The following is a 25,549-nucleotide window of genomic DNA, read 5'->3' on the forward strand; positions in this document are numbered from 1 at the left end:
TTAAAACTCCTCTTTTTTCGCTGTTATTGTTTCGACGTTTGCTTGAACTGTACCGTCAGCATAATGAATCGTTAATTTATCTGCTGGCTGTAACTCGGTAACAGTTTTAACGACACGGTCCTCTTTTGTAGTATAACTATATCCTCGACCCATAATTTTGAGTGGGCTGAGTAAGTCTAGTTGTTGAACAGCAGACGTGAATTGCTTTTGTTTGTTTAGGAACAATTGTGTCATTTGTGTTTGCAAGTTTCGTTGTAAAAATGCCAATTGTTGCTGACTTTCTCTTAATTGTCCCTTTGGTGTCTGTTGTTGCAATTGAGCGATAATTCCTTGGGCTTGACGTTGTTTTTGGTGATGAATTGTTGTCATTACTTGGAAAAGACGTTGCGTCATTCGATCTAATTTAATCGTTTGACCTTCATAAAGCCGCTCAGGTTGCTTAAACACATAAGAGTTTTGTAGTCGTTGGAAACGTTCTGTTCGTTGTTGCAAGAGATATAAAAAGCTTTGTTCTAAACGACTACGCCGTTCACTAATTCTTAATAGTTCTTCATTTAAAACTGGTACCGCTAGTTCCGCTGCTGCTGTTGGGGTTGCTGCACGAACATCTGCTACCATATCGGCAATTGTCACATCTGTTTCGTGACCAACCGATGAAATAATCGGTGTGGTGGCAGCATGAATGGCTCGAGCCACTTTTTCTTCATTAAATGGCCATAAATCCTCAATTGAACCACCGCCACGGCCGATGATCATCGTATCAAAATCGCCTTGCGCATCGGCTCGCTGAATGTTCCGCACAATGTCATCCGCCGCCTGCTCGCCTTGGACCAAGGTTGGAAAAAGGACCAGTTGTGCAATTGGGTAGCGTCTTTTGACTGTCGTAATGATATCCCGAATGACAGCACCACTAGGACTTGTAACCACAGCGATTCGTTTGGGATAACGAGGCAACTGTTGTTTAGGCCCTTCAAAAAGTCCTTCTTTTCCTAGTTTTTCTCTTAATTCTGCCAATGCTTGATAAAGTGCACCTACACCATCTGGTTCCATATGTTCAATATAAATTTGATAGGAGCCGCTGTTTTCATAAAGCGAAATCCGCCCCACCACCATGACTTTCATGCCTTCTTTTGGTTGAAACTTCAATTTTTGAAAGGCTGATTTAAACATAATTGCAGAAATCTTCGCATGGTCATCTTTTAAACTGAAGTACTGATGCGCGTTCGCTCGGAAACGAAAGTTCGAAATTTCACCTGTTAAATAGACACGTCCTAAGTAAGGGTCTGCATCAAATTTACGTTTTAAATACTTCGTTAAGGCTGTTACTGTTAAATACTGTTGCGTCATTTTTTCACCTTACTTTTGTTTTTTTGCTGCCTCGACTGTTTGATACATTAACATGGTAATCGTCATTGGGCCAACACCTTTGGGAACTGGTGTGATATAGCTTGCAATTTCAGAAACTTCATCGAATGCTACATCACCAATCAGTTTTCCTTCTTGATTGCGATTCATACCCACATCAATCACTACCGCACCTGGTTTCACGAACTCTTTGGTGACAAAATGCCCGCGTCCAATTGCTACAACTAAAATATCCGCTTCTTTTGCAACTTCTGCTAAATGTTCAGTTTTAGAATGGGCAATCGTCACGGTCGCATTTTTCATTAACAATAATTGTGCCATTGGCTTGCCAACAATATTACTTCGACCAATAACCACCGCACGTTTACCTGTTAAATCAATATCATAGGCTTCAAACATCTTCATAATTCCATACGGCGTGCAAGGAATCATTTCAGGTTTGCCTACAAACAAACGGCCTAAATTCATTGGATGGAACCCATCTACATCTTTTTTGGGATCAATTGCTAATAAAATCTTTTCTTCATCAATATGTTTTGGCAAAGGTAGTTGTACAAGAATGCCATGAAAGCGTGAATCTTGATTATATTTGTCAATCTCAGCCAATAATTCTTCTTCTGAAATAGTTTCTGGCAGTTTTTCGACCTTTGACAGAATGCCAATTTTGGCTGCTGCACGTTCTTTATTTCTCACATACGTTTGGCTGGCAGGATTTTCCCCAACTAATAAAACAACTAATCCTGGTTGGATGCCTTGTTGTGTCATCTTTTCTACATCTTTTTGAATCTCTGCTTGCATTTGATCTGCTAATTCACGACCGTTAATTACTGTACTCATTCCTTCGCTCCCTCTATTGTTTCTTTACTTCTTTAATAGTATTTATTTTAGCATATAACCCAGTATCTTAACACCAGTTAGATAGTAAAAAAAGATTCAGAGCTTACGCCTCTGAATCAATTTCTTTCATTACATTTGATAACACACCATTAACAAATTTACGTGAACGGTCGTCGCTGTATTTTTTACTTAACTCAACGGCTTCATTTAATGCCACAATGTTTGGCACATCTGAAACGTATAGCATTTCAAAAATAGCTAAGCGTAAAATAACAATATCTATTTTTGCTAAGCGTTGCATAGACCAGTTATTACCTAAATGGTTCGTAATTACTTCATCTAATTCTGCTTTGCGGCTACACACACCACCGACAAGTAAATCTAAATACGTAGGGACTAGGTCTTCGCCATCTTCACTGACGATTTCCCGATTATCATAAGCCAATGCATAATCAATGGCATCTTGTTTGGTTAAATCAGCATTAAAATCTAAAGGAAAAAGGGCTTGGAGCGCTTTTTCACGAATCTCGTGACGGGTTAATTCTGTTTTACTCATTCTCTTCTCCATCTTCATCTTCTGGGAATAATTCATTTAAGTCTGGTTGAGGGATTTTTTCAGGTACTACCGCTACAACATGAATATTCACTTCAACTAAATCAATATCTGTCATAAATAAGACTTGTTGTTTCACACGGTCTTGCATTTCTAACGCAACTTTTGGCACAGAAACACCGTAGTTCAAGTAACAATAGATATCGACTTTTAAGCCTTCTTCTTCTGTTCGTAAATATACACCTTTGCCGTGTGCTGCACGGCCTAATAATTCATTCACATTATTGGCGAACGTGCCACGCATCCCATAAACGCCCTCTACTTTTGAAGCAGCGATTCCGATAATTACTTCAATGACTTCAGGAGCAATCACGATTTCTCCTAAAGAATCGTTTGCATTGATTACAAGATTTTTTTCTTCTGACATTTGGTTGTCCTCCTTATCTATTACGCACAAAATCGTTAAATAAACGATTTATTTGATGAATCACTAAGTCTCTTAAGGATTCTCTTTTAAGCAACGGATGATTCTTAAAAATTAAAACAACACTGGTTTCTTCAGTTAGTTGTGAAAGAACGTCCAAATTTTGCTTATCAATACTCGTTCTTAGTTTATCATTAATTAGCCTATTTCGCTACCAGAAAAGCTAAGTTCTGACTAAAAGAACAGATAATTTCTTGTCATAAATTTCTAATCCAAGCCTTTAGACGTAAAAATAAGAAAGACCAAGTAATTTTGGCTTTCTTATTTTTGCGTCTTTATTCTTCAGGATAACGTTCCATTAGTTTCGTCCGATGCTTTTGCATAATCATTTCTAAAGAGATGTCATATTTATCGGCTAAAATAAATAAATTATCCAACACATCGCCTAACTCTTCCGTTAAATTTTCCAGATTCTCTTCATCCGCCAAAACTGTTTCATCCGGTCGATCACGGCCAATTTCAATTGTCCGAATGGCCCGACAAACTTCGCCGACTTCTTCTGTTAAAAAGTTGGAACGAATAAACGGATCATATTGATACCAGTTACGTTTTTTATAAAACGCGCTAATAAACCGCTGATACTCTTGGATATCCATGTTCTCCCAACCTTTATAAAATGATTAATTCTTTTGGCGCATGTGTTAATACACGATTACCTTCAGCAGTAATCAATAAATCGTCCTCAATACGCACGCCACCAATTCCTGGCAAATAAATTCCAGGTTCGTCCGTAATCACATTCCCTGGTACAAACTGTTTATCTGCTCGGAATGAAACATTTGGTCCTTCATGAATTTCTAACCCAATGCCATGACCAGTGCTGTGACCAAACGCATCGCCATAGCCATAGGAAGCAATATGATCCCGTGCAATCGCATCTAATTGAATGCCCGTCAACCCAGGTTTAGCTTCTGCTAACACTTTTAATTGTGCTTCTAAAACAATGTCATAAATTTCTTTTAGTTTTGGCTGAATACTACCAATGGCAAATGTACGTGTCATATCAGAAACATAGCCTTCATAATAACAACCGAAATCTAAAGTGATTAACTCACCTTTTTCGATGACTTTATGGCTAGCAACGCCATGTGGCATCGCCGAACGTAGACCGCTCGCCACAATTGTCTCAAAAGAAACACCACTGGCTCCTTTTGAACGCATGAAGAAATCTAATTGATTAGCCACTTCAATCTCTGTCATTCCAGGTTTAATCATCTCTAAGACAAAGGCAAATCCTTGATCCGCGATGGCACACGCTTTTTCAATAATCGCTACTTCTTCTTCATCTTTCACTTCTCTTAATTCTTCAATCAAACCCATTACAGGAACTAATTCACATGGTAAAATTTCTTCCAATAAGCTATAATCAGCGAAACTAACTTGCGTTTCTTCAAAAGCTAAATTATCTAATTGCAACCGTTCAGCTAAATCTGCTACTTCGTCAAAAATATGTCCTGTGTTTTTAACGATAGTAAAACCAGTTGCTTGTTCCGCAGCTTGTTCCGTATAACGAAAATCCGTTACAAAAAAAGCTTTATCTAATGTAATCATTGCCAAGCCTGTTGTCCCAGTAAAATTGGTTAAATAACGTAAATTATACGGACTTGTCACTAAAAATCCTTGTAAATTATTTTCTTTCATTAACTCCCGTAACTTTTCGACTCTTGCCATCATTGGTTCGACCTTCTTTCTTTTTTCTCATTTTTCATTATAGCAAATTTACTTCAGAAAAGCATGAATCACCAAAAAACTTCATCGAGAAAGTTTACTGAAAATTTTACCTTTCCTTATTTTTTGCTTAACACTTTTGTAGTAAACTAATTTAGCGACTTCAAGGAGGAAATTATGAACGTTTATTTATTTCTGGCACTATTTTTCATTATTATCGGCATTTTAAGCTATAGTTTTTTTATTGAACCTAACTGCTTAGTCATACACAAAAATCAAATTAAAGTAACAGAATCAGGGAAAACCTTACGGATTGTTCAACTCTCTGATATTCATTTAAAAAAGAATTATTCTGTGAAAGCCTTAAAACAGATTGTTGAAAAAACAAATACATTACAACCAGACATAGTCGTTTTTACAGGAGACTTATTTGATGATTATGCCCGTTTCGGTATCGAAATTCAGGATGAAGTGAGTCAACTTTTCCGTAAAATTAACGCCCCTTATGGCAAATTCGCTATTTATGGCAACCACGAGTATAGCGGGTTAGATACCAATTTTTACGAAACAATCTTAGAAGCTGCCGACTTTACCGTACTAAAAAACACGGGCAAATTACTGCCTGTCTCACACCGTATCTCCTTGTACGTCGCTGGTTTAGAAGATTCGTTATATGGACAAACCGACTTAGCTGCAGCTTTAGTCAACCGCCCTACTGGAACGCCCACTCTGCTACTAACCCATGAGCCAGATGTCGCAGACTCAGCAGTCAACAAAAACATTGACCTCATTTTAGCAGGACATAGTCACGGCGGACAGATTCGCTTGCCTTTTTTCACTTACAAAAATCAGCTTGCTAAAAAATATACACATGGGCTTTATCATTTAGAAGATGAAACGCCGCTAATTGTTCACCCAGGAATCGGAACCACTAAAATCAGCGCACGCTTTGGTGTCTTACCAACGATTGAACTGATTGAGTTAACTATTTAACTATATTAAAAAGACCGCCCCACGTTAGAGAAAAATTCTCACGTTGGACGGTCTTTGATTATGTTCAATTAATGATGAAAATCTTGCTCGTGATCTTCTTCTACTTTCGCTTTTCCTAGCGTATAAAATTTGCTGCCATTTAACCCGAGAATAAATAGCACAACCACTAGTAAAAGAATTGATAAAGATAACAATAAAGTCTGCAAGCCATCGCCATGTGCAACCATTAATTGACGTAAAATTGCGGTTAAACAAATTAAAATCAAATAACGAATCGGAATATGGTGTCCTTCTTGAATATAGCGAAGAATCATCATAATAAACTCAAATAACATAAAGAATGAAATAATTTCTTGCATGATAACTGAAAAATTATCCGGCGTCATTGGCTTCATGAGATATGTAGCGAGGTCAACTAAATAACTAGCCATAAATACTAATAAGAAAACTCCTAAAATCCCTAATACAATATCCAAAATCAAATTCACGTACTTCTTTACTACACTAAAATTCTTCTGCATAATACCCTTCTTTCTTTTGACTCAATTATTTTATAACATGCTTGTTATTACATTAAATATATCATCAATTAACCTTGTCAGACAAGCAGTTAAACCCAATGTGAGATTTTTTTTATTTTGAGATGTTTCTTTATTTTCCGGCTAACCCTTTATGCAAGACAAAAAAAAGCTGAATCCGCAGATTCAGCTTTTTAATCGTATTAGTTAGCTACTGGATAAACTGATACTTGTTTTTTGTCGCGGCCTTTACGTTCGAAACGTACCACACCGTCAACTTTTGCAAATAACGTGTCATCGCCACCGATTCCAACGTTCACACCTGGATAAATTTTAGTTCCGCGTTGACGGTATAAAATTGAACCACCTGTAACTGTTTGGCCATCAGCACTTTTAGCGCCTAATCGTTTAGATTCAGAGTCACGGCCGTTTGATGTAGAACCGCCACCTTTTTTATGGGCAAATAATTGTAAATTCATAGTCAATAACATAGTCTGCACCTCCTATTTCTCAGTGATTGTTTTTATTTGAATAAATTCAGTATTTTCGTTCTCTATTGATTGTAAACCTAATAAAAGATTTTCTAATAGAATTTGGGCAATATTTTTTTGTTCCTGATTGACAGTTGTTAACATCTCGACATAAAGGTAGCCACCTTCTACATCATCAACTTCCACAATCGGTTCAAAACCTGCTAAGGCATCAATCCCATTGACTGTGCTAATTGCTAAGGCAGAAACTGCCGCGCAAACCACATCGCTGCCATAAGGACCCGCTTCAGCATGCCCGGTTAATTCGAATGAAACGATTCGGCCGGAGCCTGTTCGTTTAAAAGAACCTTTAATCATTGATAGGCCTTCTTTCCTGTCAACAAGAGAGATTAAGCGTTGATTGCTTCGATCATAACTTTTGTATACGGTTGACGGTGACCTTGTTTACGGTGAGAGTGTTTTTTAGGTTTGTATTGGAAAGTCACGACTTTCTTTTGTTTGCCGTGTTTTTCAACAGTTCCTTCAACAGTTGCGCCTGCAACAGTTGGCGCACCAACTTTTGTAGATTCGCCACCTACTAAGATAACTTCGTCAAAAACAACTTTCTCGCCAGCCTCAACGTTTAATTTTTCAACGTAGATTGCTTGACCTACTTCAACTTTCACTTGTTTACCACCAGTTTTGATAATTGCGTACATGCTATACAGCACCTCCTTCTTCTAGACTTAGACTCGCCATCCCAAGTGATGATTGCTCATGCTTAAAAACTTGTTCTGTGCGGTTGTAGCTGTGGAGACCACAATTACAACACTAACTATAATAACAGAACCAGAAAACCTCGTCAATATAAACTCTCTATTTTCTTCACTTTCTCTCTCCCAAAAAACTTCTTCTGTTATTTAAATTTCCGATTGACTTTCTAACACTACTTCCATTATAATTAGCTTTGTTGTGTTACAACTATTGTCATAGTAGCTCAGCAGGATAGAGCATCCGCCTTCTAAGCGGACGGTCGGGGGTTCGAATCCCTCCTGTGACGTAACAGACTGACAAAGACAGCGTTACCTTTAGAGGTGACGCTGTTTTTTTTAGAGTTTATCCAATTCTTTTCGATATGTTCTCGTCCATTCACGTTCTTTTTCCTCTAATTGTTGTCTATAACGATTTCCTTCTTGACGTATCAAGTAATCACTTTGTTCCATTGCATGGTAAAATTGCTGTTTGTGCCATTGATCATTTTTCGTTAAATAATTGACTTTATCTACCAATTGTCCAGTTTCTCTTCTAAAGTTTACTAATTGATTACTCAGCACTTCTTGTTGGCGGTGAATTTTATTTTTTTCTTCATAATATTGTTCTTCTAAATATTGCCGTTTTCTTCGCTGTTCCTCCATTTGTCGGTCACTCTCCCTTGACAGGTGTTTTTAAATTTGGTCTCTGGCTTCCTTTTAAAAATTTTTCTGCTGATTCTGCACTTTTCCCCTGCAAAGCTCCGTTCAAGGCATTAGGTAGGGCACTATTTGTTTGTTGAAACATGGCTTCTGAAAGTTCTTTCAAACTTGCGGTTGTGTTTTGTTTGGTTGTAGTAATTCGCGTTTTTTTAGCAGTAATTACTGTCTGGATTGCTACTCGTTCACGAGCTTTTTGTTCTACTTCTAATTTTTCTTGAAATTCTCTTTCATCCATAAGAAAACCCTTTCATTTGTTATTTTTGAAATAAACTACTTCTTGCTTGTTGATCGTATGCTTGAATATTTTTAGCAACAGTTGTTAATTTTCCGCTAAAATCAGTTAATTTTTGCTTGTATTGCTTGGCTTGGTTGCTAGTATTTGTTGCTTCAGCGCTATCCCAAAGACGACTTTTTTCGTAAGGAGCAATCATTGCTTGAACTTCTGCATAGGATAGATACTGTCGGATACTCATTGCACTTTCACGAATTTCCTTTGAAACTGTCTGGACTTCATCTTCTGCTTCTTGGAGGATATTTTTCACAAGTAGTTCGTATTCTTTTCCAGCTTGCTGCGCTTGTTTTGCAACTAGTTCTGCTAATTCACTACGTAATTCAATCTTTTCACTACCTGAAGCACTGGCTAAACTTTTCTGAATACGACTCACTTTCCCTTGCCATTGGCTGGCAATTTTTGCTTCATGAATGATTTTTTCATATTCTTTGATGATTTTCTGGCGATTTTCTTCAGATAGCAGACTTAACAAAAATTGGAGACTGTTTTTAGCTAATGATTCACCTGAAGCATCCATGATTTTCCCTAAATATTTATCAATAAGTTTGGAAACTTTTACTCCTGCCGCAAAAATATAGCCATGTTCCTTTAGATTGGCTTCTTTGGGCATACCATCAGGATTTAATTGATACTGACCAAAATCATGACTAGAACCGTATTTGTCCGTCAGATCAAAAGTAGTGGTGAACGTTTTCGGTAATAGATAATGCACCCGACCAATTTCATCTACCCCTTTTTTATTTCGATTCAACATGGAGACAATATCAAACGCATTCACATAATAATCGATTTTCCCTTGTTCTTCTAATTGTTGAAGATTTTCCTGAGCTTGTTGAGACATTTTATTAATGCTTTCTCGCGCATCAGGCCCTTGAAACAATACTACTTTATCAATTTTAGCGAGATCTGCTTGGGGGAGATTGGCCACCGCTTGAATAGAAATCATGGTTCCTAAAGAATGACCTGTAATCGACATAGTCGCATTTGGGGCTTTAGCACTCATCTCCATTATCTTTTGATGCATGGCTTCATTGGCTAACTTTGCTTGAGGCAAATAGGCATTAAATAACGTAAAGGATCCATTATTATTGACCCAGTCATTCAAATTATTCCCTGACCAACCTTTTTTCACGTCCATTGAAACACCGTCACTACCGCGAGTGGTAAAATATGTATGTTGCGTTTTTGGACTCAAGGTCGGCGTATCTGTTACATAATAAGAATTATAACCAGCTTTCTCATCTGTTAATAACCCTTTTTTATAAACCTTTTCCCTACCTACCCAGTTTTTTTCTTTGATTGTTTTTACAGTGTTGTCGGGTTGGAGGTAGACAGTACTGGCGTCATTTCCGTGGGCGTCTTTGGCGTTAGGGAAATGGAATGTAGCATGTTCATTTAGCTTAAGCTCTTCTTTTTGAACTTGTGTCAATTTAGCAAACATAAACCCTTCTTTTCGACCGATGTATGCTCCTTGGGCTAAATCAGCATAAATATTAGTATACTTTTCTAAATTTGCCATTAAATTTCATCTCCTTAACTATTCAATATTTTTTATTTCAGTTGGATTTTTTACATTATCTGGAAGCACATATATTTCAAACCCATCTAATTTTTTACCAATACCATCAAAAATAGATACTTCAACAGCTATAGTTTTTGGGCTAAAAGCCATACTTCGAACTTCAATCACTGATTGCCAACTATAGGTTACTTCTTTAACATCATATTGTTTTAAAAGTACATATTCACTTTCATACTTTACATACTCCGTCATTTCCTCTTCATGCTTTTTCAAAAAAGCAATTTGTCTTTCTTTTTCTGTTGGTTTATCCATCTTCTTCACTCCAATCGTTCCGATTATAACTATTGCTATTATTGTTGCGATTAATATACCAAATTTTATTCGCTTTCTATTTTTCACTTTTTCACCTCCTTAATATGTATGAGGAAGAGTTTCTATGTGATTTATTTTTTCGATTTGAATTGTTTTTACAGTGTTGTCGGGTTGGAGGTAGACAGTACTGGCGTCATTTCCGTGGGCGTCTTTGGCGTTGGGGAAGGTGAATGGAACAGCCTCTTTATTTCGGTACTTATCTAATTGTTTATCATTCCATTTCTTTGCACTATACGGAAATTGTATGGATCTGCCATTATAAGTTGCCTGCGCTAAATCCGCGTATAAATTACTATATTTTTCTAAGTCTGCCATATTATCCTCCTTCTGTATAGTAATCGTAGTCAGCATTAATCGTATACAGTTCTTTTATTTTAGTAGGCTCATTCCAATTATTTGGTTTTATTGCAAGTCCAAATGAATTTATTTTATTGTTATTATTATCAATAATTTGTATTCGGATAGATAGAATATCTCCTGCTCCTTGCGGAAGACCATTTCCCACTGACTCTTGTTCTAACGATTCCCAACAAAACGCAACTTTAGCAATCTTTTCATTTTGCTGTTTTACATACTCCGTCATTTCTTCTTCATGCTCTTTTAAAAAAGCAATTTGTCTTTCTTTTTCTGTTGGTTCAGTCATCTTCTTCACTCCAATCGTTCCAATTATGGCTATTGCTATTATTGTTGCAATTAACACACCAAATTTTATTCGCATTTTATTTTTCACTTTTTCACCTCCTTAATATGTATGGGGAAGAGTTGCTATGTGATTTTTTCGATTTTGATTGTTTTTGATTGACTTTTTCTATGTTGATAATCCTTTTTTATAAACCATTTCCCTACGTACCCAGTTTTTTTCTTTGATTGTTTTTATAGCGTTGTCGGGTTGGAGATAGACAGTGCTAGCATCATTTCCATGGGCGTCTTTGGCGTTGGGAAAATGGAATGTTGCATGTTTTTTTATCTCCATTTCTTTCAATTGATTATCGTCAAGTTTAGCTAACGATTTAGACTGAGGTCGCCCTTTATACGAAGCTTGGGATAAATTGGCATAAACATTATAATAATTTGCTAAATCACTCATATATATTCTCCTTTAATTTATGTTACTAATTTTCTTAGGATCTCTCACATTGTCTACAAAAATATTAATCCAAAAACCATTTATTTTTATATTTCTTCCGTCATAAATATTGGTTTTAATTGTTAAAAATTCTTTTGTAAATGCCATGCCTTTATCTGATTTAACCGTATTCCAAAGGTACTCAACACTGGCCACTTTATCTAACTCTGATTGTTTAATATACTCCGTCATTTCTTCTTCATGCTCTTTCAAAAAAGCAATTTGTTTTTCTTTTTCTGTTGGTTCAGTCATCTTTTTCACTCCAATCGTGCCGATTATGGCTACTACTAGTATTGTTGCGATTAAAACACCGAAGTTTATTCGCTTTTTATTTTTCATTCATTTAGTCTCCCTTTGTATCTACATACAAGAATTAATCTTTCGCTTTCTCCTTTTATTCCATTGATTTATCAATATTTTTACAGCCAGTTTTTCTTTGTTTACAGTTTATCAAAAATCAATCTGGCATTTTCTCAATTTTTTTAACGTTAGATTAATTATTAGAGAATATTGCTGTATTTCTATGACACACTAACTTTCTATCTCCAATTTTTTACTGTCTTGTTGATCACTACAGGATCATTGGTATTTTACTTCTATTGTAAAATAAAAAAAGAGCGTGGGACAAAAATCACTTTGGATTTTTGCTCCACGCTCAAAAACTAATAAACGGCGGGAACAGAAGCAACTCCTTCGGAAATAAGCCGAAATTCTCCAAAAATTAAAGAACAATTTTCGGAAATTCCTTCTTATTTCTCGGAGTTAAACACTTCTGTCCCGACCTCTCCTTACTACATTTCTTTTTCTAAAATTTCTGTTCGCTCTTCAAAATTTAGTTCTTGGTTAATTTGATGTACCATCCACATGTAACCAAATGGATCAACAAATAACGAATTTTGAATAGCTCCTTCCATCATTTCTGTAACTGGTTGCATCTCAATGCACTTATTTGCTAAGGCTTTTTTATGAGTTTGCACAATATCTGCTACCGTGATATTGAACCAAATTGTATTGGGATGTTCTGAATCTGGTGCATTTAAACCAAATTCTTCATTAGCATCTAACATATGGAACCGAGTATCATATAAGTTAAACACTACTTCATTCCTTCCAACAGGATACTTTGTCGCTTCAACTACATGGACCTCAAAGATTTCTTTATATAAAGCTAATGCCTTTAAACTATCACTAACAATAAAATCAATTTCTGTGCCTGTAATCATTGATTGTTCCTCCTTAAAATTTTTTTGCAGCAGAAAGCTACTTTTTATTTCTGTTTTCCGCAAACCCTTCAGAATTTCTTAATACTGGCTATTTTCCACTTCATTATTCTTTTTTAGAAGTTCTTCGATTCATTTGTTTCAACACTTATTTTTCTGGCACTGGATATTTCACCGCATTTTTCTTCAACTTTTCTTCGATAATTTCGTCCAAATCAAACCCTAAATTATCAGCCATCATGTAGGAGTAAATGAGAACATCAGCCAATTCTTCTTTGATTCGTTCTTCTTGTTTGATGCCTTCTTCTGCTGTTTTCCATTGAAAAAGTTCTAACAATTCTGCCGCTTCTAAACAAATTGAGAGCGCCAAATCTTTTTCATTATGGTGGGGGCGCCAATTTCTTTCATCACGAAATTGATTAATTTTTGCCATTGTATCCATCTGTTCCCCTGCTTTCTTATTCATTTTATGGCAACTGAAACCCATCGAACGTTTCACCATCATAGTATTTTAATAACTGTTCTGTAGACAATAATGAGGAGGTTATTTCTTCCTCTTCAACAACTGCTTGATTCTCTTCTCTATACAACAAATAAGCCTGTAAAAGCTGTTGGTAGAGTTTTTTTCGTGAAGAGGCTTCCGCTGAAAGAAACGTTAATTCTTTTAAGTGTCCGCGATAGACAGGCAAATCATCAACGAATTCGATTGGTAATTCTACTACAGTTAACTGAAATTCTTCAAAGACTTCTTCGTACATCTGCCATTCCCTCTTTCTGTCGATATTGTTTTGGGGTCATGCCCATTTCTTCTTTAAAACGTTTATAAAAAAAGGCTTTGTCTTGATAGCCGATTCGTTCAACAATCGTTTGAATCGATAAATCTGTTTGCTTCAAGTAGTTTTTCGCCAATTGGATTCGGTAGGCTAAGACAATTTCCGTAAACGTTTTGTTTGTTTTGTCTTTTAAAAAATTCGATAAGTAATTCGGATGAAAATGAAATTTAGCGGCGACTTCTGCTAAAGTGACATGCGCAATCTGTTGCTCAATATACGCTAAAATCACCTCAACACGTTGATGATTCGACAAATAATTATCTTGCATCTTTAAAGCTTCTCTAGGCAGTTGACCTAGTTCCACCACCAGCAAAACAAAGGCCGCTTTGGTCACTTTATTATTAAAATAGGCCATTTTCACAATTTGTTTCAGTAATAATAGCGAATAGACGTGAACATCCGAATTTGGCTGGCTGGCAAAAACAAAATATCGAGGAATGTTTTCAAATTCACTGCTAGCAATTTCTGTAAAAAAACGATACATGACTGGTTCTTCCGCCAGCTGGTTTAAGAGCGTATCAAGAAAATAGTGCTTTTTAAAATAAAATATAATCATAGACATTCCTTGCCCCTGATAGCTAACCGAGGTGGCCTCATTGACAATCATGACTTGGCCAGCCGAAAACGAACACCTTTGTTGATCCAAATAAGCATTGCCATCTTGCTCTAAACAATAGAGCATCCGAATAAATCCTTTCGGAACGTCAATTGTTTCCGAAGATACCAGCATAAAGCCCGCAATTTCTCGATGCGGATTTTCCTTAAATTGCGCTACTTCATTCTCAAGAGCATTGGTAGTGGTTAAATAACAATCTAAGGTCTCTAAAAACTGATAAAATGCTGCATATTGTTCTTCTTTGCTTGCCAATTAATCACCTCATAATCCAACACTTTTTACTTTACTCCCTCTATTTTTTTCTTTGGCGTTTCCTTCTATACTAGATACATGGTAACACGAAAAAAGAGATTCAACAGTTTTTAGGAGGAATTTTTTATGAAAATTAGTTTTATCGGTGCTGGAAATATGGCATCCGCCATTGCCAAAGGTGCGCTAAAAAAGCAATTTATTGCCGCAGAAAATCTTTATTTTTATGATATTCAAGTCGAAAAAACCGCCGCTTTTGCACAAGAAATTGGTGCACACGCGGTTGCTTCACCACAAGAAGCCATTGCAGTAGCTGACTTAGTTATTTTAGCGGTGAAACCGCAATTCGTTCAAGCAGCTTTACTTGAAGCAAAAGAAGCAATTTTAGACAAGCAACCGTTAATTGTTTCCATTGCAGCAGGTACGACTATTGCAGAATTGTATCAACTGTTTGAGACTACCCAACCGCTTCGTCTCGTTCGTGTGATGCCCAATATGAATGCATTGATTGGCGCAGGTGCAGCAGCTGTTTGTGGCAACGCTTTTGCATCCCCTGAAGACATCCAGACTGTTTTATCATTGTTTCGAGCAGTTGGCCAAGCCTGGGAATTAGAGGAACAGTATTTTTCGATTTTTACTGCTATTGCAGGTAGCACTCCTGCGTATGCTTTCTTATTTATTGATTCGATTGCCCGAGCAGCCGTTAAAAATGGTATGAACAAAGAGTTGGCCTTAGAAATTGCCACACAAGCTGTACTAGGCAGCGCTCAAACTTTGGCAAATAGCACAGAGAATCCTTGGACTTTAATCGACCAAGTCAGTTCTCCTGGTGGAACCACGGTTGCTGGGATTGTCGAATTAGAAAACAATGCGTTTATTTCAACAGTCATCAAAGGGATTGAGGCCACCATCCTTCGGGATCAAGAATTAGCCAAACAAGACTGAGAAGAATAGTTACATGAGCGAATAAATAAGAAAAAGCGCTGAAAATTCAGCGCTTTTTCTTATTTTAGTTGAATGAGTAAGCCAAAATGATCACTGACTATCGGTGTTTTCCTACCATCAAAAATTACTTCATATTTTCGTACGTGCCACTGTTTTGGAACAAATGCGTAGTCAATCCGCAAGGCTGCTTCATTTTCTTCCCAGCCATCTATTTTTTTCTCTACTGTCGCTTCACCGCTTGTTTCTTCCGCTACAACAAATGCATCTTGAATCGGCAAGTAACTATTTTCCACTAATTGATAGCCAGTTGTACCAGCTGGGTTGTTTAAATCGCCTAAAATGACTAACGGTTGTTGCCCCGTCGCTAAGTATTTCTCTAATTGTAGCCATTCATAGGCAAAACCTGTACAGGGTGTTTCCCACCAAGAAAAGTGACCAGAGACAACAGTAAGCGTACCTTTTGAACTCTCTGTCTCCGCTACTAAGATTTTTCTTGTTCGATAATTCGTTGGTTCTTGGCTTTCTGAAATAAGGAGAGCTTCACTAGTCAACGGACATTTCGAAAGTAGTGCGTTCCCTTCTTCATAAATAGCGTAACCAATGTGGCTCATTTCCCAACTCCAATAATAGTGTTGGCCTTTTTCAGCTAGATATTGAACGATTAGATATGCAAAATTATCTTCATGGACCGGTGTTTGGGTCGCTACGGGACAAAAAGTAGTTAACTGTTCTAACGGCACTTTCTTGGAAGCGACTTTCTGATTCACTTCTTGTAAGGCAATTATTTCACTTTCAGAAGATAAAATCACCTTGGCAATCTCCTCTAATTTTTTTAACGGTTCTTCTTCTAACCAGCTATGAGTATTGATTGTTAAAAGATTCATCTTTTCACCTTCTCTTACATGTGATTAGGTCTGTGAGTGGGACAAAAATCACTTTGGATTTTTGCTTCACGCGCAAAACCTGATAAACGGCGGGAACAGAACCAACTCCTTCGGAAATAAGCCGAAATTATCCAAAAATTAAAAAGCAATTTCCGGAAATTCCTTCTTATTTCTCGGAGTTAAACGGTTCTGTCCCGACCTCATACCTAATCATTTAAATTTCAATCTGTCCGATTACAGTTCCCGCAGTGGTGGTTCCTAGTTGATGAATAACTACTTGTTCCACTTTGTCGCTGTTTGTAAAAGCGACAATAATCGTTGTTTCTTTGCCAGCTTGTTCAATCACATCCAAGTTCATTTTAGCTAGTTTCGTCCCAGCTTTCAATGATTGTCCTTCTTTAACAAAAGATTCAAAAGCAGGAGTTGCCATTTCAACTGTATCAATCCCCATATGGACAAGTACTTCGATGCCTTCTTCTGTTTGTAGCCCAATCGCATGTTTGCTTGGGAAAACACTTAGGACTTTCCCCGAAATTGGTGCCACCACCTCTCCTTCTAGAGGCTTAACTGCAAATCCATCCCCCATCATTTTTTGTGAAAAGACAGGATCATTGACTTGCGCCATTGGAATAACTTCCCCTGTCGCCACAGCCACGAAATCTTTTTTCTTGGCTAAGAAATTCGTCGTTGGCGTTCCTACTGTACTTTCTGCTATAACCGGTTCTGGAATGTCAACGCCGGAAGCTAGTAAATCTTCAATATCGGATTTTAAAACATCGGCTTTTGGTCCATAAACGGCTTGAACGCCATTATCTTTCACAATCAAGCCCATTGCGCCTGCCCGTTTCCACGCCTCTTCCGAACCGACTTTTTCTCGATCCTTTACACTGACACGTAAGCGTGTCATACACGCATCAACTTCTTTGATATTTTGTTTACCACCAAGTAAGTAGACAATTTGCGCGATTTGCTGATCGACGACACCTGAACCAGCCGCGCCAGATGCGATTTCTTCGCCGTTATCATTGTCATAGTTTCCATTTCTTCCAGGTGTTGCGTAATTGAATTTTTTAATTAAGAAATTGGCTAAGAAATAAGTGACAACACCAAAAATGATGACCATTAAAACAAAATTGATTAAATCGCCACCTAAACCAGCTTTTATTGCTAGCGGTGTTCTTGTTAACAATTCAATATTTCCAAACGAATGCACACGCAATGGTAAAATATCAGCCATTGCAAAAGCAGCACCTTGGATCACGGCATAAATCACATAAAGCGGCACTGCAGCAAACATAAACATGAATTCTAACGGCTCTGTCACACCAGTTAAGAAAACAGCTAAAGCAGCAGAAAAATACATTGATTTATATTTAGCTTTTTTATCTGCATCGACATTACGATACATCGCCAAAGCCATCCCCATTAAAATCCCTGAAGAACCAATCATTTGGCCTACTTTGAATCTAGCTGGTGTCCAATTTTCTAAGACAAACTGATACTTGCTCATGTCACCAGCGCCTTTAAGATTCACTAAGTCTGTTGCCCAAGCCAACCATAAAGGATCTTGACCAAAAACTTGGGTTCCAGCTTGTGCACCAGATAAAATTTCATACGTTCCACCTAATTGTGTATAGTTGATTGGAATCGTCAACATATGATGTAACCCAAAAGGTAATAACAAACGTTCCAACGTTCCATATAAGAATGGCGCTAAAATAGGTGCACTGTCTTGAGATTGCGCAATCCATAACCCAAAATTATTAATTCCCGCTTGAATATTTGGCCAAATAAGTGCTAATGCAATTGAGACAATTGTTGACCACAAAATAACGACAAATGGGACAAACCGTTTACCATTAAAAAATGATAGCGCATCTGGTAATTTCCGATAATTGTAATACTTGTTGTAAGCCATCGCACCGACAAAACCAGCAATAATCCCTACAAAGACACCCATATTTAATGCTGGGGCTTCTAAGACACTTGTAAAGAATCCCTTCACCATAATCTTGGTGCCAAATAAGGTATGCGTGAAAGCTTGTTCATCTGCCAACATTTCATTTGTTACACCAAAAATGGCTCCAGTAATACGGTTGATTAAAACAAAAGAAATCCCCGCTGCAAATGCGCCACCTGCACGATCTTTGGCCCAACTGCCACCTATTGCTAACGCAAATAGTAAATGTAAGTTGCCAATAATTGCCCAACCGATACTCTCCAGAACTCCGCCTGTTGTTACTAACAAGCCTAAATTAGGATCGATTAAAGGAAGCGATTTCCCAATACTAATCATTAAACCCGCTGCGGGCATTACTGCCACAACGACCATTAAAGCTTTCCCGAATTTTTGCCAAAACTCAAAACTAAACATTTTTTTCATTCCTGCCACTCCTTACGCAATCGGTTTCGTTATGTTGCCATTATATACTCCTGTTTCCTTTTTGTAAATGCTTTAATTTCAAAAATATTGTGGAAAACAATTCCCTACTACTTAATCCTTTTTTATTTTGTCTTTTAATAAAGCAAATAAAGCTCCTTCTAACCTACCTTTGTTTCAGCTTTTATTCATAAGATTACACTTTTTAAGCATTGACTATTGACTAATGCAATCGGTTGCGTTTATGATAGACCTATCAATAAAATCACTGAGGGGGATTCTCATGAAACAAATCAAACGTTTATTCCAAATTGATCCTTGGAAAATCCGTACTACACACTTAGATAAAGAAAATTTACGTTTACAAGAATCATTAACGAGCATTGGCAATGGCTATATGGGGATGCGGGGAAATTTTGAAGAACACTATTCTGGCGACCACCATCAAGGAACCTATTTAGCAGGTGTTTGGTATCCAGACAAAACACGTGTTGGTTGGTGGAAAAATGGTTATCCTGAATATTTCGGCAAAGTGATTAACGCAATTAATTTCATCGCAATGGACTTACAAATTGATGGACAAACAATTGATTTAGCCACTACACCTTACGAAGATTTTTCTTTAGAATTAGACATGCAAAATGGGGTCCTTTCTCGGCAATTCACCATCCAAACACCGAAGAACAAAGTGCGCTTCTCTTTTGAACGTTTTTTAAGCTTAGAAAAAAAAGAAGCAGCTTACATCCACTTAACAATTGAAATGCTGGAAGGTACAGGCACAATCACTCTTCACTCAAAATTGGATGGCGATGTTCAAAATGAAGACAGCAATTATGAAGAACATTTTTGGGAAGAAAGAGCTATTGAAACACAAGAAACACTTGGCTTTGTTACGACTAAGACCATTCCTAACAATTTTGAAATAGAGCGTTTTACAGTGACTGCAGGTATGCGCCATTTCATCGATGGAGCCTCTGTTGTGCCTACATATACACAACAGCCCTTGGCCTTAACCGCAGAATTGACAGTGTCTTTAAACGAAGGCGAAACGACCGCCATCACAAAAGAAGTGCTTGTCGTTACCAGTCGTGATGTGCCAGAAACGCAACAAATCACACGAGTAAACGAATTATTTGCAGAAATGACTACCTTGTACCCTGAAGCAAAAGCTGGTCAAGCTGCCGCTTGGGCAAAACGTTGGCAATTAGCTGATGTTGTTATTGAAGGAGATGACGAAGCCCAACAAGGCATTCGTTTTAATCTTTTCCAACTTTTCTCAACCTACTATGGTGAAGACGATCGTTTAAATATCGGACCAAAAGGCTTTACTGGCGAAAAATATGGCGGTGCCACATACTGGGATACCGAAGCATATGCTGTCCCACTTTACTTGGCGTTGGCTAAGCCCGAAGTTACTAAAAATCTACTGAAATATCGCCACAATCAATTGCCTCAAGCCATTCATAATGCCCAACAACAAGGGTTAAAGGGTGCGCTTTACCCAATGGTTACTTTTACTGGTGTCGAATGTCATAACGAATGGGAAATCACTTTTGAAGAGATTCACAGAAATGGTGCGATTGCTTATGCGATTTATAATTATGTCAACTATACAGGAGACGAAGACTATCTAAAAGATGCTGGTCTAGAAGTGCTTGTGGCAATCGCTCGTTTTTGGGCAGATCGGGTCCACTTCTCCCAACGTCATAAACAATATATGATTCATGGCGTAACGGGGCCAAATGAATATGAAAATAATATCAACAATAACTGGTATACCAATACCATCGCTGCGTGGGTTCTACGTTACACACGTGAGTCTTATTTAAAATTCCAAGAAGAAACAACGCTCAAAATTGCAGACGACGAATTAGCTAAATGGGCAGACATTGTAGAGAATATGTACTTCCCAGTGGATAATGAATTAGGCATTTTTGTACAACATGACACTTTCTTAGATAAAGATTTAATGCCTGTTTCTGATTTACCACTTAGTGAGCTGCCTTTAAATCAACATTGGTCATGGGATAAAATTTTGCGGTCTTGTTTCATTAAACAAGCCGATGTTCTTCAAGGAATTTATTTCTTTAATGACGCCTTTTCTTTAGAAGAAAAACGCCGGAACTTTAATTTTTACGAACCAATGACTGTCCATGAATCTTCCCTTTCACCAAGCATTCATGCTGTATTAGCTGCTGAATTAGGCATGGAAGAAAAAGCAGTGGAAATGTATCAACGAACAGCGCGCCTTGACTTAGATAATTACAATAATGATACAGAAGATGGCTTACACATTACCTCAATGACTGGTAGTTGGCTAGCGATTGTGCAAGGTTTTGCCCAAATGAAAACGGACCATCAACAACTAAAATTTGCACCCTTTTTACCAGCGACATGGACAGCCTACTCGTTCCACATTAATTATCGGAATCGTTTACTATTTGTTGAAGTTTCAGCAGACCAAGTGGCCTTCACTTTACTCGACGGCCCTTCAATTCCATTAACTGTTTACGATCAAAAATACACATTAAAAGATCGATTAGTTTTACCGATTAGAAAGGAAGAAGTTCATGTTTAAAGGCGTTTTGTTTGATTTAGATGGCGTTATTACTGATACAGCAGAATTTCATTACCACGCTTGGAAAAAATTAGGGAACGAAATTGGAATTTCCATTGACCGTGTTTTCAACGAACAATTGAAAGGTGTAAGCCGTGAAGATTCTCTGCAGTTACTGTTAAAATACGGAAAAAAAGAAGGCACGTTTTCTTCTGAAGAATTTGCCCAGTTAGCGCAACGGAAAAACGATTATTACTTGGAAATGATCCAAGCGATTACGCCTGAAGATGTCTACCCAGGAATTCTTTCTCTATTAACGGAATTACGTGAAGCCAATATTAAAATCGCCTTGGCTTCTGCAAGTAAAAATGGGCCTTTCCTTTTAGAAAAAATGCAATTGATGCCCCTTTTTGATGCCATTGCTAATCCAGCAGACGTTCAGGCAGGCAAACCCGCTCCAGATATTTTCATTTTAGCTGCGAAAGAAATTGATTTGACACCAGCAGAATGTCTTGGCATTGAAGATGCCAAAGCTGGGATTCAAGCGATTCTTGCTAGCGGAGCGCAACCTGTTGGCGTTGGCCGCAAAGAAGAGTTAGGCGAAGGGTTGCCCATCGTGCCAGAGACGAGCGCTTTAACGTTTGATTACTTAAAAAAAGTGTGGCTTGATCATGAAGGATAATCGTATCACCGTAACCGATATTCCAAACACAAACTTAAAAAAAATTACTTTGAAGAACGACTTTTTAGAAGTCGTTCTTCTCAATTATGGCGCGCGCCTCCATCAACTTTTGATGCCAAACAAAAATAATCATTGGGAAAATATCCTTTTATCGTATGATTCGTATCAAGATGTATTAAAGGATCAAAGCTTTTTTGGCGCCACTGTTGGACCAGTTGCTGGACGCATTCGTAATGGCCATTGGCAAAATGGAATATTAGAACAAAATAGCGACGGTCATCATATCCATGGTGGCTCAAAGGGGTGGTCTTTTCAATATTGGACAGTCGAGCCCTTTGAAAAAAAGGATATCATTGGCGTTGCTTTTCATTTAACCGACACCCTTTCTGGCTATCCCGGACCAATTGAGGCCACCATCACCTACCAGCTAGAGGATAATCATTTACGAATGATCAGTACTGGACGGAGTAAACAGGAAACACTTTTTAATCCTACAAACCACGCCTACTTTAATTTATCTGGCGACGGAAAGTTAGACATTCTGTCACATTTGCTATCTTTGAACTGTCAAGGTATGTTAGAATTAGACGATAATAAGCTGCCTACTGGACGGATTTTACCAGCTTCTGAACTATCCATACGTTTTAATGAACTGACACCTATCGAAACAATCCTCCAACGCTATCCAACTGGGTTAGATGATGTTTTCCCCTTAGTTGGCTCTGACTTAAGACAGCCACAATTATGCTTACAAGAACCTACTTCTGGAAGAAAAATGACGATAGCAACAACGAACCAAAGTATGGTATTATTTTCTACGACTGGTTTTGAGGCTCCTTTTTCTATTAATGGACAAGCGATGCATTCAAACTATGGCTTAGCAATTGAACCACAAGAGTATCCAGACATTGTTCATCATCCTCAGTGGGGCTCTATTTTATTACCAGCTAATAAAAAGCAAACCTACCAAACGGTTTATCAATTTAACCTTCTATAATCACTAAGAAAGGCGTGGCAAAAATGGCAATTACAGTAAAAGATGTCGCTAAGAAAGCGGGGGTTGCAACTTCAACCGTTTCGCGTGTCATTAACGATCATCCAAGTATTTCTGAATCGACAAAAAAGAAAGTGCGAAAAGTCATGGATGACTTAGGCTATGTGCCAAATATGACGGCACGGAATTTGGGTAAACGAATTTCAAGTGCCATTGGCGTAATTTTACCTCCTTTAGATTCGAAAGAACGGTTAGGGAATCCATTTTATTTAGAAATTATGGAAGCCATCAACGAGGAAGCCCGTCTTTATGATATGACTACTGCTATTGCAACTGCCAAAAGTTTTGATGTACTATTGGAAAACGTTAAAAGAATGCATCTTCAAAAGCAAGTGGACGGTTTTATTCTTGTGTATTCAGATAGTAAGGACCCCGTCATTGATTACTTATATGAAAATAACATTCCCTTTACTTTAATTGGTCAACCTTACCAACATGAAACGGAAATAGTTTACGTGGATAATGATAATCAATTATTAGGGAAACAAGCGACGGAATTTTTAATTGAAAACGGCCATAAAAATATTTTATTTGTGACCAATACAACGCATGAAAGTTTGTACTTTGAACGTTACTTTGGTTATCAAAAAGCAATGATGATGCAAGGATTAACTGTTTTACCAAGCGTTGCGTTAGAAAAACCTGAAGATTACATGGCTTTCGATGATATCCTTCATCAAAATAATGCCACGGCGTTGGTGGTGATTGATGATATCTTTGCTTTGCGGACGATGCAACTTGCGCAAATCTATGGTTATCAAGTTCCTGAAACGTTATCCATTATTAGTTTTAACAACTCAATCTTTTCAACATTGACACATCCTTATCTAACAAGCATTGACATCGACACGTCAGAATTAGGTCGAATGGCGATGAAAAAATTATATGAATTAATCCACGAAGAATTGACGAATGGTGTCCGTCTCGTTATTCCTCACAAATTAATTAAGCGTGAAACAGTTATTCCTATTCATTAAAAAAGAAGCGTAAGCAGTGTTAAACTGCTTACGCTTCTTTCTATGTGTACGCTCTTATTCGTATGTATTACTTTTATAAAATAACTTTTTGCGAAATTTTTTTCCAAAACGTTTCTTCTTTTGCATCAAATTGAGCTGGTTCCCCGTCAGACAATTTTTCATTTAATAATGATAATTTTTCTTGATGTTTTACATATTCGTCTTTTTTTATTAGCTCTAAACGATACGCACGATCCAAGATCGACTCTCGATAGTTAACATTCATTTTCGTTGCCTTCGCCATTTCTTACATTCCTTCCCAAAATAAATTTTCATTTTTTCGTTAAATTCTTCTATAATTATAACAAAAATATCAGAAAAATAAATATGAAACAAACGATAATTGCGAAAATTTTGTTTTTTCATGCAATTATCGTTCGATTATTTAAGAAATTAAAATTATTAACCAATAATTAATCAATCAGCAAACGCATTAAATGAACATCTAAAAATTCACCTTGGTCTGTTTTGGCGCCTCGAGGCATAATTGCTTCTGTTTCAAACCCTAATTTTTTATAGACGTGAATCGCTCGTTGATTGCGATCCTGTACCGTTAATTCCAAGCGACGAATAACATGACTTTCATGCGCCCAGCGAATAAGTTCTTCCATCAGGATACTGCCCAGTCCATAGCCCCAGTACTCTTTTAAAATACTAATGCCAATTTCACCAATATGCTCCATCCGCTTTTTAGAAGAAGCAGACACAGAAGCGGTCCCAATGATCGCTTTTCCCGCTAATGCCACCAATAAAACATTATTTGGTGATTCATAGAGTGTTGCTAGATTTTCAGCCAATTCTGTTGTCGACATGGCCATTCCTCGCTCATCCATTACCAAATAGGGCGTTTCACTCCCAATTTTTGACATCACAGATAGTAATTGATCCGCATCAGTAGGCACTGCTTCTCGAATAGAAAATGTTTGTTCAGTCATATTCGCGAGCCTCCCACGTTTTCAGAATCTCTGCTATTCTTTCTTCTGCCAATGGACCAGTTCCACGGAATTCAAGAACTCTCTTGTCAGCTTCTTGAGAATCTTTATTTAAAATAATTTCTAAATAATCTTCTGGCAATTCTTCTTCAATCAAGCTGCCCCATTCTACAACGGATAGCCCATCTCCTTCAAAATACTCATCTAACCCTAATTCATCCGCACCCTCTTCAACACGGTAAACATCCATATGGTATAACGGAAGTCGTCCTTGTGGATATTCGCGGATAATCGTATAGGTGGGACTTTTAATCATTTGGGAAATGCCTAATCCTAAAGCAATCCCTTTCGTCATTGTCGTCTTACCGGCCCCTAAATCACCAGTCAGGACAATTACATCACCAGCTTGTGCCTTTTGTCCAATGATTTTAGCAATTGCTTCTGTTTCCAATGGATTGTTCAGGACAATGTTCATTTTTTTTGCCTCCCATCTGCAAGAATCTATGTAT

32 protein-coding genes, 1 tRNA gene, 1 pseudogene and 1 other annotated feature are annotated in these 25,549 nt (G+C 37.5%); of the genes and pseudogenes, 7 read left to right on the forward strand and 27 right to left on the reverse strand.

Annotated features, from left to right (window positions below; all coding sequences use genetic code 11):
* The 6 genes from xseA to IGK96_RS09610 all read right to left on the reverse strand — a co-directional run bounded on the left by xseA (nucleotide 1) and on the right by IGK96_RS09610 (nucleotide 4,913).
* Entirely contained in the window at nucleotides 1-1,347 is a 1,347-nt protein-coding gene (gene xseA / locus IGK96_RS09585; protein ID WP_085442999.1) for an exodeoxyribonuclease VII large subunit, read from the reverse strand.
* 9 nt (nucleotides 1,348-1,356) lie between these two features.
* Nucleotides 1,357-2,202 carry a bifunctional methylenetetrahydrofolate dehydrogenase/methenyltetrahydrofolate cyclohydrolase gene (locus tag IGK96_RS09590; protein WP_002355876.1) on the reverse strand — a complete coding sequence of 282 codons (846 nt, stop codon included), beginning with the start codon at nucleotides 2,200-2,202 and terminating at the stop codon, nucleotides 1,357-1,359.
* 103 nt (nucleotides 2,203-2,305) lie between these two features.
* Nucleotides 2,306-2,758 carry a transcription antitermination factor NusB gene (gene nusB / locus IGK96_RS09595; RefSeq protein WP_002355875.1) on the reverse strand — a complete coding sequence of 151 codons (453 nt, stop codon included), beginning with the start codon at nucleotides 2,756-2,758 and terminating at the stop codon, nucleotides 2,306-2,308.
* Nucleotides 2,751-3,182, reverse strand: coding sequence for an Asp23/Gls24 family envelope stress response protein (locus tag IGK96_RS09600; protein WP_002355874.1), 432 nt, complete (start codon nucleotides 3,180-3,182; stop codon nucleotides 2,751-2,753). The genes nusB and IGK96_RS09600 overlap by 8 nt, the downstream gene beginning before the upstream one ends.
* A gap of 332 nt (nucleotides 3,183-3,514) precedes the next feature.
* Nucleotides 3,515-3,835 carry a MazG nucleotide pyrophosphohydrolase domain-containing protein gene (locus IGK96_RS09605; protein ID WP_002355872.1) on the reverse strand — a complete coding sequence of 107 codons (321 nt, stop codon included), beginning with the start codon at nucleotides 3,833-3,835 and terminating at the stop codon, nucleotides 3,515-3,517.
* A gap of 13 nt (nucleotides 3,836-3,848) precedes the next feature.
* Nucleotides 3,849-4,913, reverse strand: coding sequence for a M24 family metallopeptidase (locus IGK96_RS09610; protein WP_002391500.1), 1,065 nt, complete (start codon nucleotides 4,911-4,913; stop codon nucleotides 3,849-3,851).
* Nucleotides 4,914-5,084: 171 nt separating this feature from the next.
* Here IGK96_RS09610 and IGK96_RS09615 point away from each other — a divergent pair, with 171 nt between their 5' ends.
* Nucleotides 5,085-5,900: a metallophosphoesterase gene (locus IGK96_RS09615; RefSeq protein ID WP_002355870.1), complete on the forward strand. Its 816-nt coding sequence runs from the start codon at nucleotides 5,085-5,087 to the stop codon at nucleotides 5,898-5,900.
* 68 nt (nucleotides 5,901-5,968) lie between these two features.
* Here the strand turns inward: IGK96_RS09615 and psiE are convergent, their stop codons facing one another.
* The 4 genes from psiE to rplU all read right to left on the reverse strand — a co-directional run bounded on the left by psiE (nucleotide 5,969) and on the right by rplU (nucleotide 7,607).
* Nucleotides 5,969-6,421 carry a phosphate-starvation-inducible protein PsiE gene (psiE, locus tag IGK96_RS09620; protein WP_002355869.1) on the reverse strand — a complete coding sequence of 151 codons (453 nt, stop codon included), beginning with the start codon at nucleotides 6,419-6,421 and terminating at the stop codon, nucleotides 5,969-5,971.
* A gap of 200 nt (nucleotides 6,422-6,621) precedes the next feature.
* Nucleotides 6,622-6,909 (reverse strand): 50S ribosomal protein L27, encoded by a 288-nt coding sequence (rpmA, locus tag IGK96_RS09625; protein WP_002355868.1) that lies wholly within the window; start codon nucleotides 6,907-6,909, stop codon nucleotides 6,622-6,624.
* A 12-nt stretch (nucleotides 6,910-6,921) separates the two neighbouring features.
* Nucleotides 6,922-7,266: a ribosomal-processing cysteine protease Prp gene (locus tag IGK96_RS09630; RefSeq protein WP_002355867.1), complete on the reverse strand. Its 345-nt coding sequence runs from the start codon at nucleotides 7,264-7,266 to the stop codon at nucleotides 6,922-6,924.
* A 32-nt stretch (nucleotides 7,267-7,298) separates the two neighbouring features.
* On the reverse strand, nucleotides 7,299-7,607 hold the full coding sequence (gene rplU, locus IGK96_RS09635) for a 50S ribosomal protein L21 (protein WP_002355866.1): 309 nt from the start codon (nucleotides 7,605-7,607) through the stop codon (nucleotides 7,299-7,301).
* Nucleotides 7,608-7,626: 19 nt separating this feature from the next.
* Nucleotides 7,627-7,702, reverse strand: a sequence feature (ribosomal protein L21 leader region).
* 172 nt (nucleotides 7,703-7,874) lie between these two features.
* On the opposite strand from rplU, the gene IGK96_RS09640 reads away from it, so the two are divergent.
* Nucleotides 7,875-7,948 (forward strand) — tRNA-Arg (locus IGK96_RS09640).
* Between the two features lie 49 nt (nucleotides 7,949-7,997).
* Here the strand turns inward: IGK96_RS09640 and IGK96_RS09645 are convergent.
* The 12 genes and pseudogenes from IGK96_RS09645 to IGK96_RS09700 form a co-directional block, all read right to left on the reverse strand.
* Nucleotides 7,998-8,303, reverse strand: coding sequence for a hypothetical protein (locus IGK96_RS09645; RefSeq protein WP_085442986.1), 306 nt, complete (start codon nucleotides 8,301-8,303; stop codon nucleotides 7,998-8,000).
* A 7-nt stretch (nucleotides 8,304-8,310) separates the two neighbouring features.
* Nucleotides 8,311-8,595: a hypothetical protein gene (locus tag IGK96_RS09650; RefSeq protein ID WP_002355864.1), complete on the reverse strand. Its 285-nt coding sequence runs from the start codon at nucleotides 8,593-8,595 to the stop codon at nucleotides 8,311-8,313.
* A gap of 19 nt (nucleotides 8,596-8,614) precedes the next feature.
* Nucleotides 8,615-10,171, reverse strand: coding sequence for a cutinase family protein (locus IGK96_RS09655; protein WP_085442985.1), 1,557 nt, complete (start codon nucleotides 10,169-10,171; stop codon nucleotides 8,615-8,617).
* 18 nt (nucleotides 10,172-10,189) lie between these two features.
* Nucleotides 10,190-10,573 carry a hypothetical protein gene (locus tag IGK96_RS09660; RefSeq protein WP_085442984.1) on the reverse strand — a complete coding sequence of 128 codons (384 nt, stop codon included), beginning with the start codon at nucleotides 10,571-10,573 and terminating at the stop codon, nucleotides 10,190-10,192.
* Nucleotides 10,574-10,585: 12 nt separating this feature from the next.
* Complete coding sequence (locus tag IGK96_RS09665; protein WP_025186961.1) at nucleotides 10,586-10,861, reverse strand: hypothetical protein; 276 nt, start codon at nucleotides 10,859-10,861, stop codon at nucleotides 10,586-10,588.
* A 1-nt stretch (nucleotide 10,862) separates the two neighbouring features.
* Nucleotides 10,863-11,276, reverse strand: coding sequence for a hypothetical protein (locus IGK96_RS09670; protein WP_002413587.1), 414 nt, complete (start codon nucleotides 11,274-11,276; stop codon nucleotides 10,863-10,865).
* Nucleotides 11,277-11,357: 81 nt separating this feature from the next.
* Nucleotides 11,358-11,633, reverse strand: a pseudogene (locus IGK96_RS09675) (hypothetical protein); the annotation flags it as partial.
* Between the two features lie 12 nt (nucleotides 11,634-11,645).
* Entirely contained in the window at nucleotides 11,646-12,011 is a 366-nt protein-coding gene (locus tag IGK96_RS09680; protein ID WP_085442982.1) for a hypothetical protein, read from the reverse strand.
* A 452-nt stretch (nucleotides 12,012-12,463) separates the two neighbouring features.
* A complete protein-coding gene (locus IGK96_RS09685) occupies nucleotides 12,464-12,895 on the reverse strand; it encodes a VOC family protein (RefSeq protein ID WP_002373575.1) in 432 nt (143 codons plus the stop codon).
* Between the two features lie 145 nt (nucleotides 12,896-13,040).
* Entirely contained in the window at nucleotides 13,041-13,358 is a 318-nt protein-coding gene (locus tag IGK96_RS09690; RefSeq protein ID WP_002403727.1) for a nucleotide pyrophosphohydrolase, read from the reverse strand.
* Between the two features lies 1 nt (nucleotide 13,359).
* Nucleotides 13,360-13,650, reverse strand: coding sequence for a hypothetical protein (locus IGK96_RS09695; RefSeq protein ID WP_085442981.1), 291 nt, complete (start codon nucleotides 13,648-13,650; stop codon nucleotides 13,360-13,362).
* Nucleotides 13,631-14,593: a helix-turn-helix domain-containing protein gene (locus tag IGK96_RS09700; RefSeq protein ID WP_085442980.1), complete on the reverse strand. Its 963-nt coding sequence runs from the start codon at nucleotides 14,591-14,593 to the stop codon at nucleotides 13,631-13,633. Before IGK96_RS09700 ends, IGK96_RS09695 begins: the two co-directional genes overlap by 20 nt.
* Nucleotides 14,594-14,719: 126 nt before the next feature.
* Between IGK96_RS09700 and proC the strand changes: the two genes are divergently transcribed.
* Nucleotides 14,720-15,535, forward strand: a complete 816-nt coding sequence (proC, locus tag IGK96_RS09705) for a pyrroline-5-carboxylate reductase (RefSeq protein WP_002355848.1) — start codon at nucleotides 14,720-14,722, stop codon at nucleotides 15,533-15,535.
* Nucleotides 15,536-15,594: 59 nt separating this feature from the next.
* On the opposite strand, the gene mapP is transcribed toward proC, so the two are convergent.
* Both mapP and IGK96_RS09715 read right to left on the reverse strand, forming a co-directional pair.
* Nucleotides 15,595-16,419, reverse strand: a complete 825-nt coding sequence (gene mapP / locus IGK96_RS09710) for a maltose 6'-phosphate phosphatase (protein ID WP_002383379.1) — start codon at nucleotides 16,417-16,419, stop codon at nucleotides 15,595-15,597.
* Between the two features lie 214 nt (nucleotides 16,420-16,633).
* The gene (locus tag IGK96_RS09715) at nucleotides 16,634-18,802 is read right to left on the reverse strand and encodes a PTS transporter subunit IIBC (RefSeq protein WP_085442979.1); all 2,169 of its coding nucleotides are present in this window, start codon (nucleotides 18,800-18,802) and stop codon (nucleotides 16,634-16,636) included.
* A gap of 280 nt (nucleotides 18,803-19,082) precedes the next feature.
* Here IGK96_RS09715 and IGK96_RS09720 point away from each other — a divergent pair, with 280 nt between their 5' ends.
* The 4 genes from IGK96_RS09720 to bopD are packed head-to-tail and all read left to right on the forward strand — an operon-like array spanning nucleotide 19,083 to nucleotide 24,069.
* Nucleotides 19,083-21,377 carry a glycoside hydrolase family 65 protein gene (locus tag IGK96_RS09720; protein WP_085442978.1) on the forward strand — a complete coding sequence of 765 codons (2,295 nt, stop codon included), beginning with the start codon at nucleotides 19,083-19,085 and terminating at the stop codon, nucleotides 21,375-21,377.
* Nucleotides 21,370-22,038 carry a beta-phosphoglucomutase gene (gene pgmB, locus IGK96_RS09725; protein ID WP_075578602.1) on the forward strand — a complete coding sequence of 223 codons (669 nt, stop codon included), beginning with the start codon at nucleotides 21,370-21,372 and terminating at the stop codon, nucleotides 22,036-22,038. Before IGK96_RS09720 ends, pgmB begins: the two co-directional genes overlap by 8 nt.
* Nucleotides 22,028-23,035 carry an aldose epimerase family protein gene (locus IGK96_RS09730; RefSeq protein WP_002405005.1) on the forward strand — a complete coding sequence of 336 codons (1,008 nt, stop codon included), beginning with the start codon at nucleotides 22,028-22,030 and terminating at the stop codon, nucleotides 23,033-23,035. The genes pgmB and IGK96_RS09730 overlap by 11 nt, the downstream gene beginning before the upstream one ends.
* 23 nt (nucleotides 23,036-23,058) lie before the next feature.
* Nucleotides 23,059-24,069, forward strand: a complete 1,011-nt coding sequence (gene bopD / locus IGK96_RS09735) for a LacI family transcriptional regulator BopD (RefSeq protein WP_002358859.1) — start codon at nucleotides 23,059-23,061, stop codon at nucleotides 24,067-24,069.
* Nucleotides 24,070-24,142: 73 nt separating this feature from the next.
* Here bopD and IGK96_RS09740 read toward each other — a convergent pair whose 3' ends face one another.
* The 3 genes from IGK96_RS09740 to tsaE all read right to left on the reverse strand — a co-directional run bounded on the left by IGK96_RS09740 (nucleotide 24,143) and on the right by tsaE (nucleotide 25,515).
* Nucleotides 24,143-24,352, reverse strand: coding sequence for a hypothetical protein (locus IGK96_RS09740; protein ID WP_002368185.1), 210 nt, complete (start codon nucleotides 24,350-24,352; stop codon nucleotides 24,143-24,145).
* 169 nt (nucleotides 24,353-24,521) lie between these two features.
* Nucleotides 24,522-25,043: a GNAT family N-acetyltransferase gene (locus tag IGK96_RS09745; RefSeq protein ID WP_002383374.1), complete on the reverse strand. Its 522-nt coding sequence runs from the start codon at nucleotides 25,041-25,043 to the stop codon at nucleotides 24,522-24,524.
* Nucleotides 25,036-25,515, reverse strand: a complete 480-nt coding sequence (tsaE, locus tag IGK96_RS09750; protein ID WP_002395673.1) for a tRNA (adenosine(37)-N6)-threonylcarbamoyltransferase complex ATPase subunit type 1 TsaE — start codon at nucleotides 25,513-25,515, stop codon at nucleotides 25,036-25,038. The genes IGK96_RS09745 and tsaE overlap by 8 nt, the downstream gene beginning before the upstream one ends.
* Nucleotides 25,516-25,549: the final 34 nt, after the last annotated feature.

The organism is Enterococcus sp. DIV0682 (assembly GCF_051712685.1).
In the GTDB taxonomy this organism is placed as follows: Bacteria; Bacillota; Bacilli; order Lactobacillales; family Enterococcaceae; genus Enterococcus; species Enterococcus faecalis.

Bases quoted from the DNA above. Each gene is read 5' to 3' on its own strand.
- xseA (WP_085442999.1), bottom strand. From the start codon at position 1,347: ATGACGCAACAGTATTTAACAGTAACAGCCTTAACGAAGTATTTAAAA.
- IGK96_RS09590 (WP_002355876.1), bottom strand. From the start codon at position 2,202: ATGAGTACAGTAATTAACGGTCGTGAATTAGCAGATCAAATGCAAGCA.
- nusB (WP_002355875.1), bottom strand. From the start codon at position 2,758: ATGAGTAAAACAGAATTAACCCGTCACGAGATTCGTGAAAAAGCGCTC.
- IGK96_RS09600 (WP_002355874.1), bottom strand. From the start codon at position 3,182: ATGTCAGAAGAAAAAAATCTTGTAATCAATGCAAACGATTCTTTAGGA.
- IGK96_RS09605 (WP_002355872.1), bottom strand. From the start codon at position 3,835: ATGGATATCCAAGAGTATCAGCGGTTTATTAGCGCGTTTTATAAAAAA.
- IGK96_RS09610 (WP_002391500.1), bottom strand. From the start codon at position 4,913: ATGATGGCAAGAGTCGAAAAGTTACGGGAGTTAATGAAAGAAAATAAT.
- IGK96_RS09615 (WP_002355870.1), top strand. From the start codon at position 5,085: ATGAACGTTTATTTATTTCTGGCACTATTTTTCATTATTATCGGCATT.
- psiE (WP_002355869.1), bottom strand. From the start codon at position 6,421: ATGCAGAAGAATTTTAGTGTAGTAAAGAAGTACGTGAATTTGATTTTG.
- rpmA (WP_002355868.1), bottom strand. From the start codon at position 6,909: ATGTTATTGACTATGAATTTACAATTATTTGCCCATAAAAAAGGTGGC.
- IGK96_RS09630 (WP_002355867.1), bottom strand. From the start codon at position 7,266: ATGATTAAAGGTTCTTTTAAACGAACAGGCTCCGGCCGAATCGTTTCA.
- rplU (WP_002355866.1), bottom strand. From the start codon at position 7,607: ATGTACGCAATTATCAAAACTGGTGGTAAACAAGTGAAAGTTGAAGTA.
- IGK96_RS09645 (WP_085442986.1), bottom strand. From the start codon at position 8,303: ATGGAGGAACAGCGAAGAAAACGGCAATATTTAGAAGAACAATATTAT.
- IGK96_RS09650 (WP_002355864.1), bottom strand. From the start codon at position 8,595: ATGGATGAAAGAGAATTTCAAGAAAAATTAGAAGTAGAACAAAAAGCT.
- IGK96_RS09655 (WP_085442985.1), bottom strand. From the start codon at position 10,171: ATGGCAAATTTAGAAAAGTATACTAATATTTATGCTGATTTAGCCCAA.
- IGK96_RS09665 (WP_025186961.1), bottom strand. From the start codon at position 10,861: ATGGCAGACTTAGAAAAATATAGTAATTTATACGCGGATTTAGCGCAG.
- IGK96_RS09680 (WP_085442982.1), bottom strand. From the start codon at position 12,011: ATGAAAAATAAAAAGCGAATAAACTTCGGTGTTTTAATCGCAACAATA.
- IGK96_RS09685 (WP_002373575.1), bottom strand. From the start codon at position 12,895: ATGATTACAGGCACAGAAATTGATTTTATTGTTAGTGATAGTTTAAAG.
- IGK96_RS09690 (WP_002403727.1), bottom strand. From the start codon at position 13,358: ATGAATAAGAAAGCAGGGGAACAGATGGATACAATGGCAAAAATTAAT.
- IGK96_RS09695 (WP_085442981.1), bottom strand. From the start codon at position 13,650: ATGTACGAAGAAGTCTTTGAAGAATTTCAGTTAACTGTAGTAGAATTA.
- proC (WP_002355848.1), top strand. From the start codon at position 14,720: ATGAAAATTAGTTTTATCGGTGCTGGAAATATGGCATCCGCCATTGCC.
- mapP (WP_002383379.1), bottom strand. From the start codon at position 16,419: ATGAATCTTTTAACAATCAATACTCATAGCTGGTTAGAAGAAGAACCG.
- IGK96_RS09715 (WP_085442979.1), bottom strand. From the start codon at position 18,802: ATGAAAAAAATGTTTAGTTTTGAGTTTTGGCAAAAATTCGGGAAAGCT.
- IGK96_RS09720 (WP_085442978.1), top strand. From the start codon at position 19,083: ATGAAACAAATCAAACGTTTATTCCAAATTGATCCTTGGAAAATCCGT.
- pgmB (WP_075578602.1), top strand. From the start codon at position 21,370: ATGTTTAAAGGCGTTTTGTTTGATTTAGATGGCGTTATTACTGATACA.
- IGK96_RS09730 (WP_002405005.1), top strand. From the start codon at position 22,028: ATGAAGGATAATCGTATCACCGTAACCGATATTCCAAACACAAACTTA.
- bopD (WP_002358859.1), top strand. From the start codon at position 23,059: ATGGCAATTACAGTAAAAGATGTCGCTAAGAAAGCGGGGGTTGCAACT.
- IGK96_RS09740 (WP_002368185.1), bottom strand. From the start codon at position 24,352: ATGGCGAAGGCAACGAAAATGAATGTTAACTATCGAGAGTCGATCTTG.
- IGK96_RS09745 (WP_002383374.1), bottom strand. From the start codon at position 25,043: ATGACTGAACAAACATTTTCTATTCGAGAAGCAGTGCCTACTGATGCG.
- tsaE (WP_002395673.1), bottom strand. From the start codon at position 25,515: ATGAACATTGTCCTGAACAATCCATTGGAAACAGAAGCAATTGCTAAA.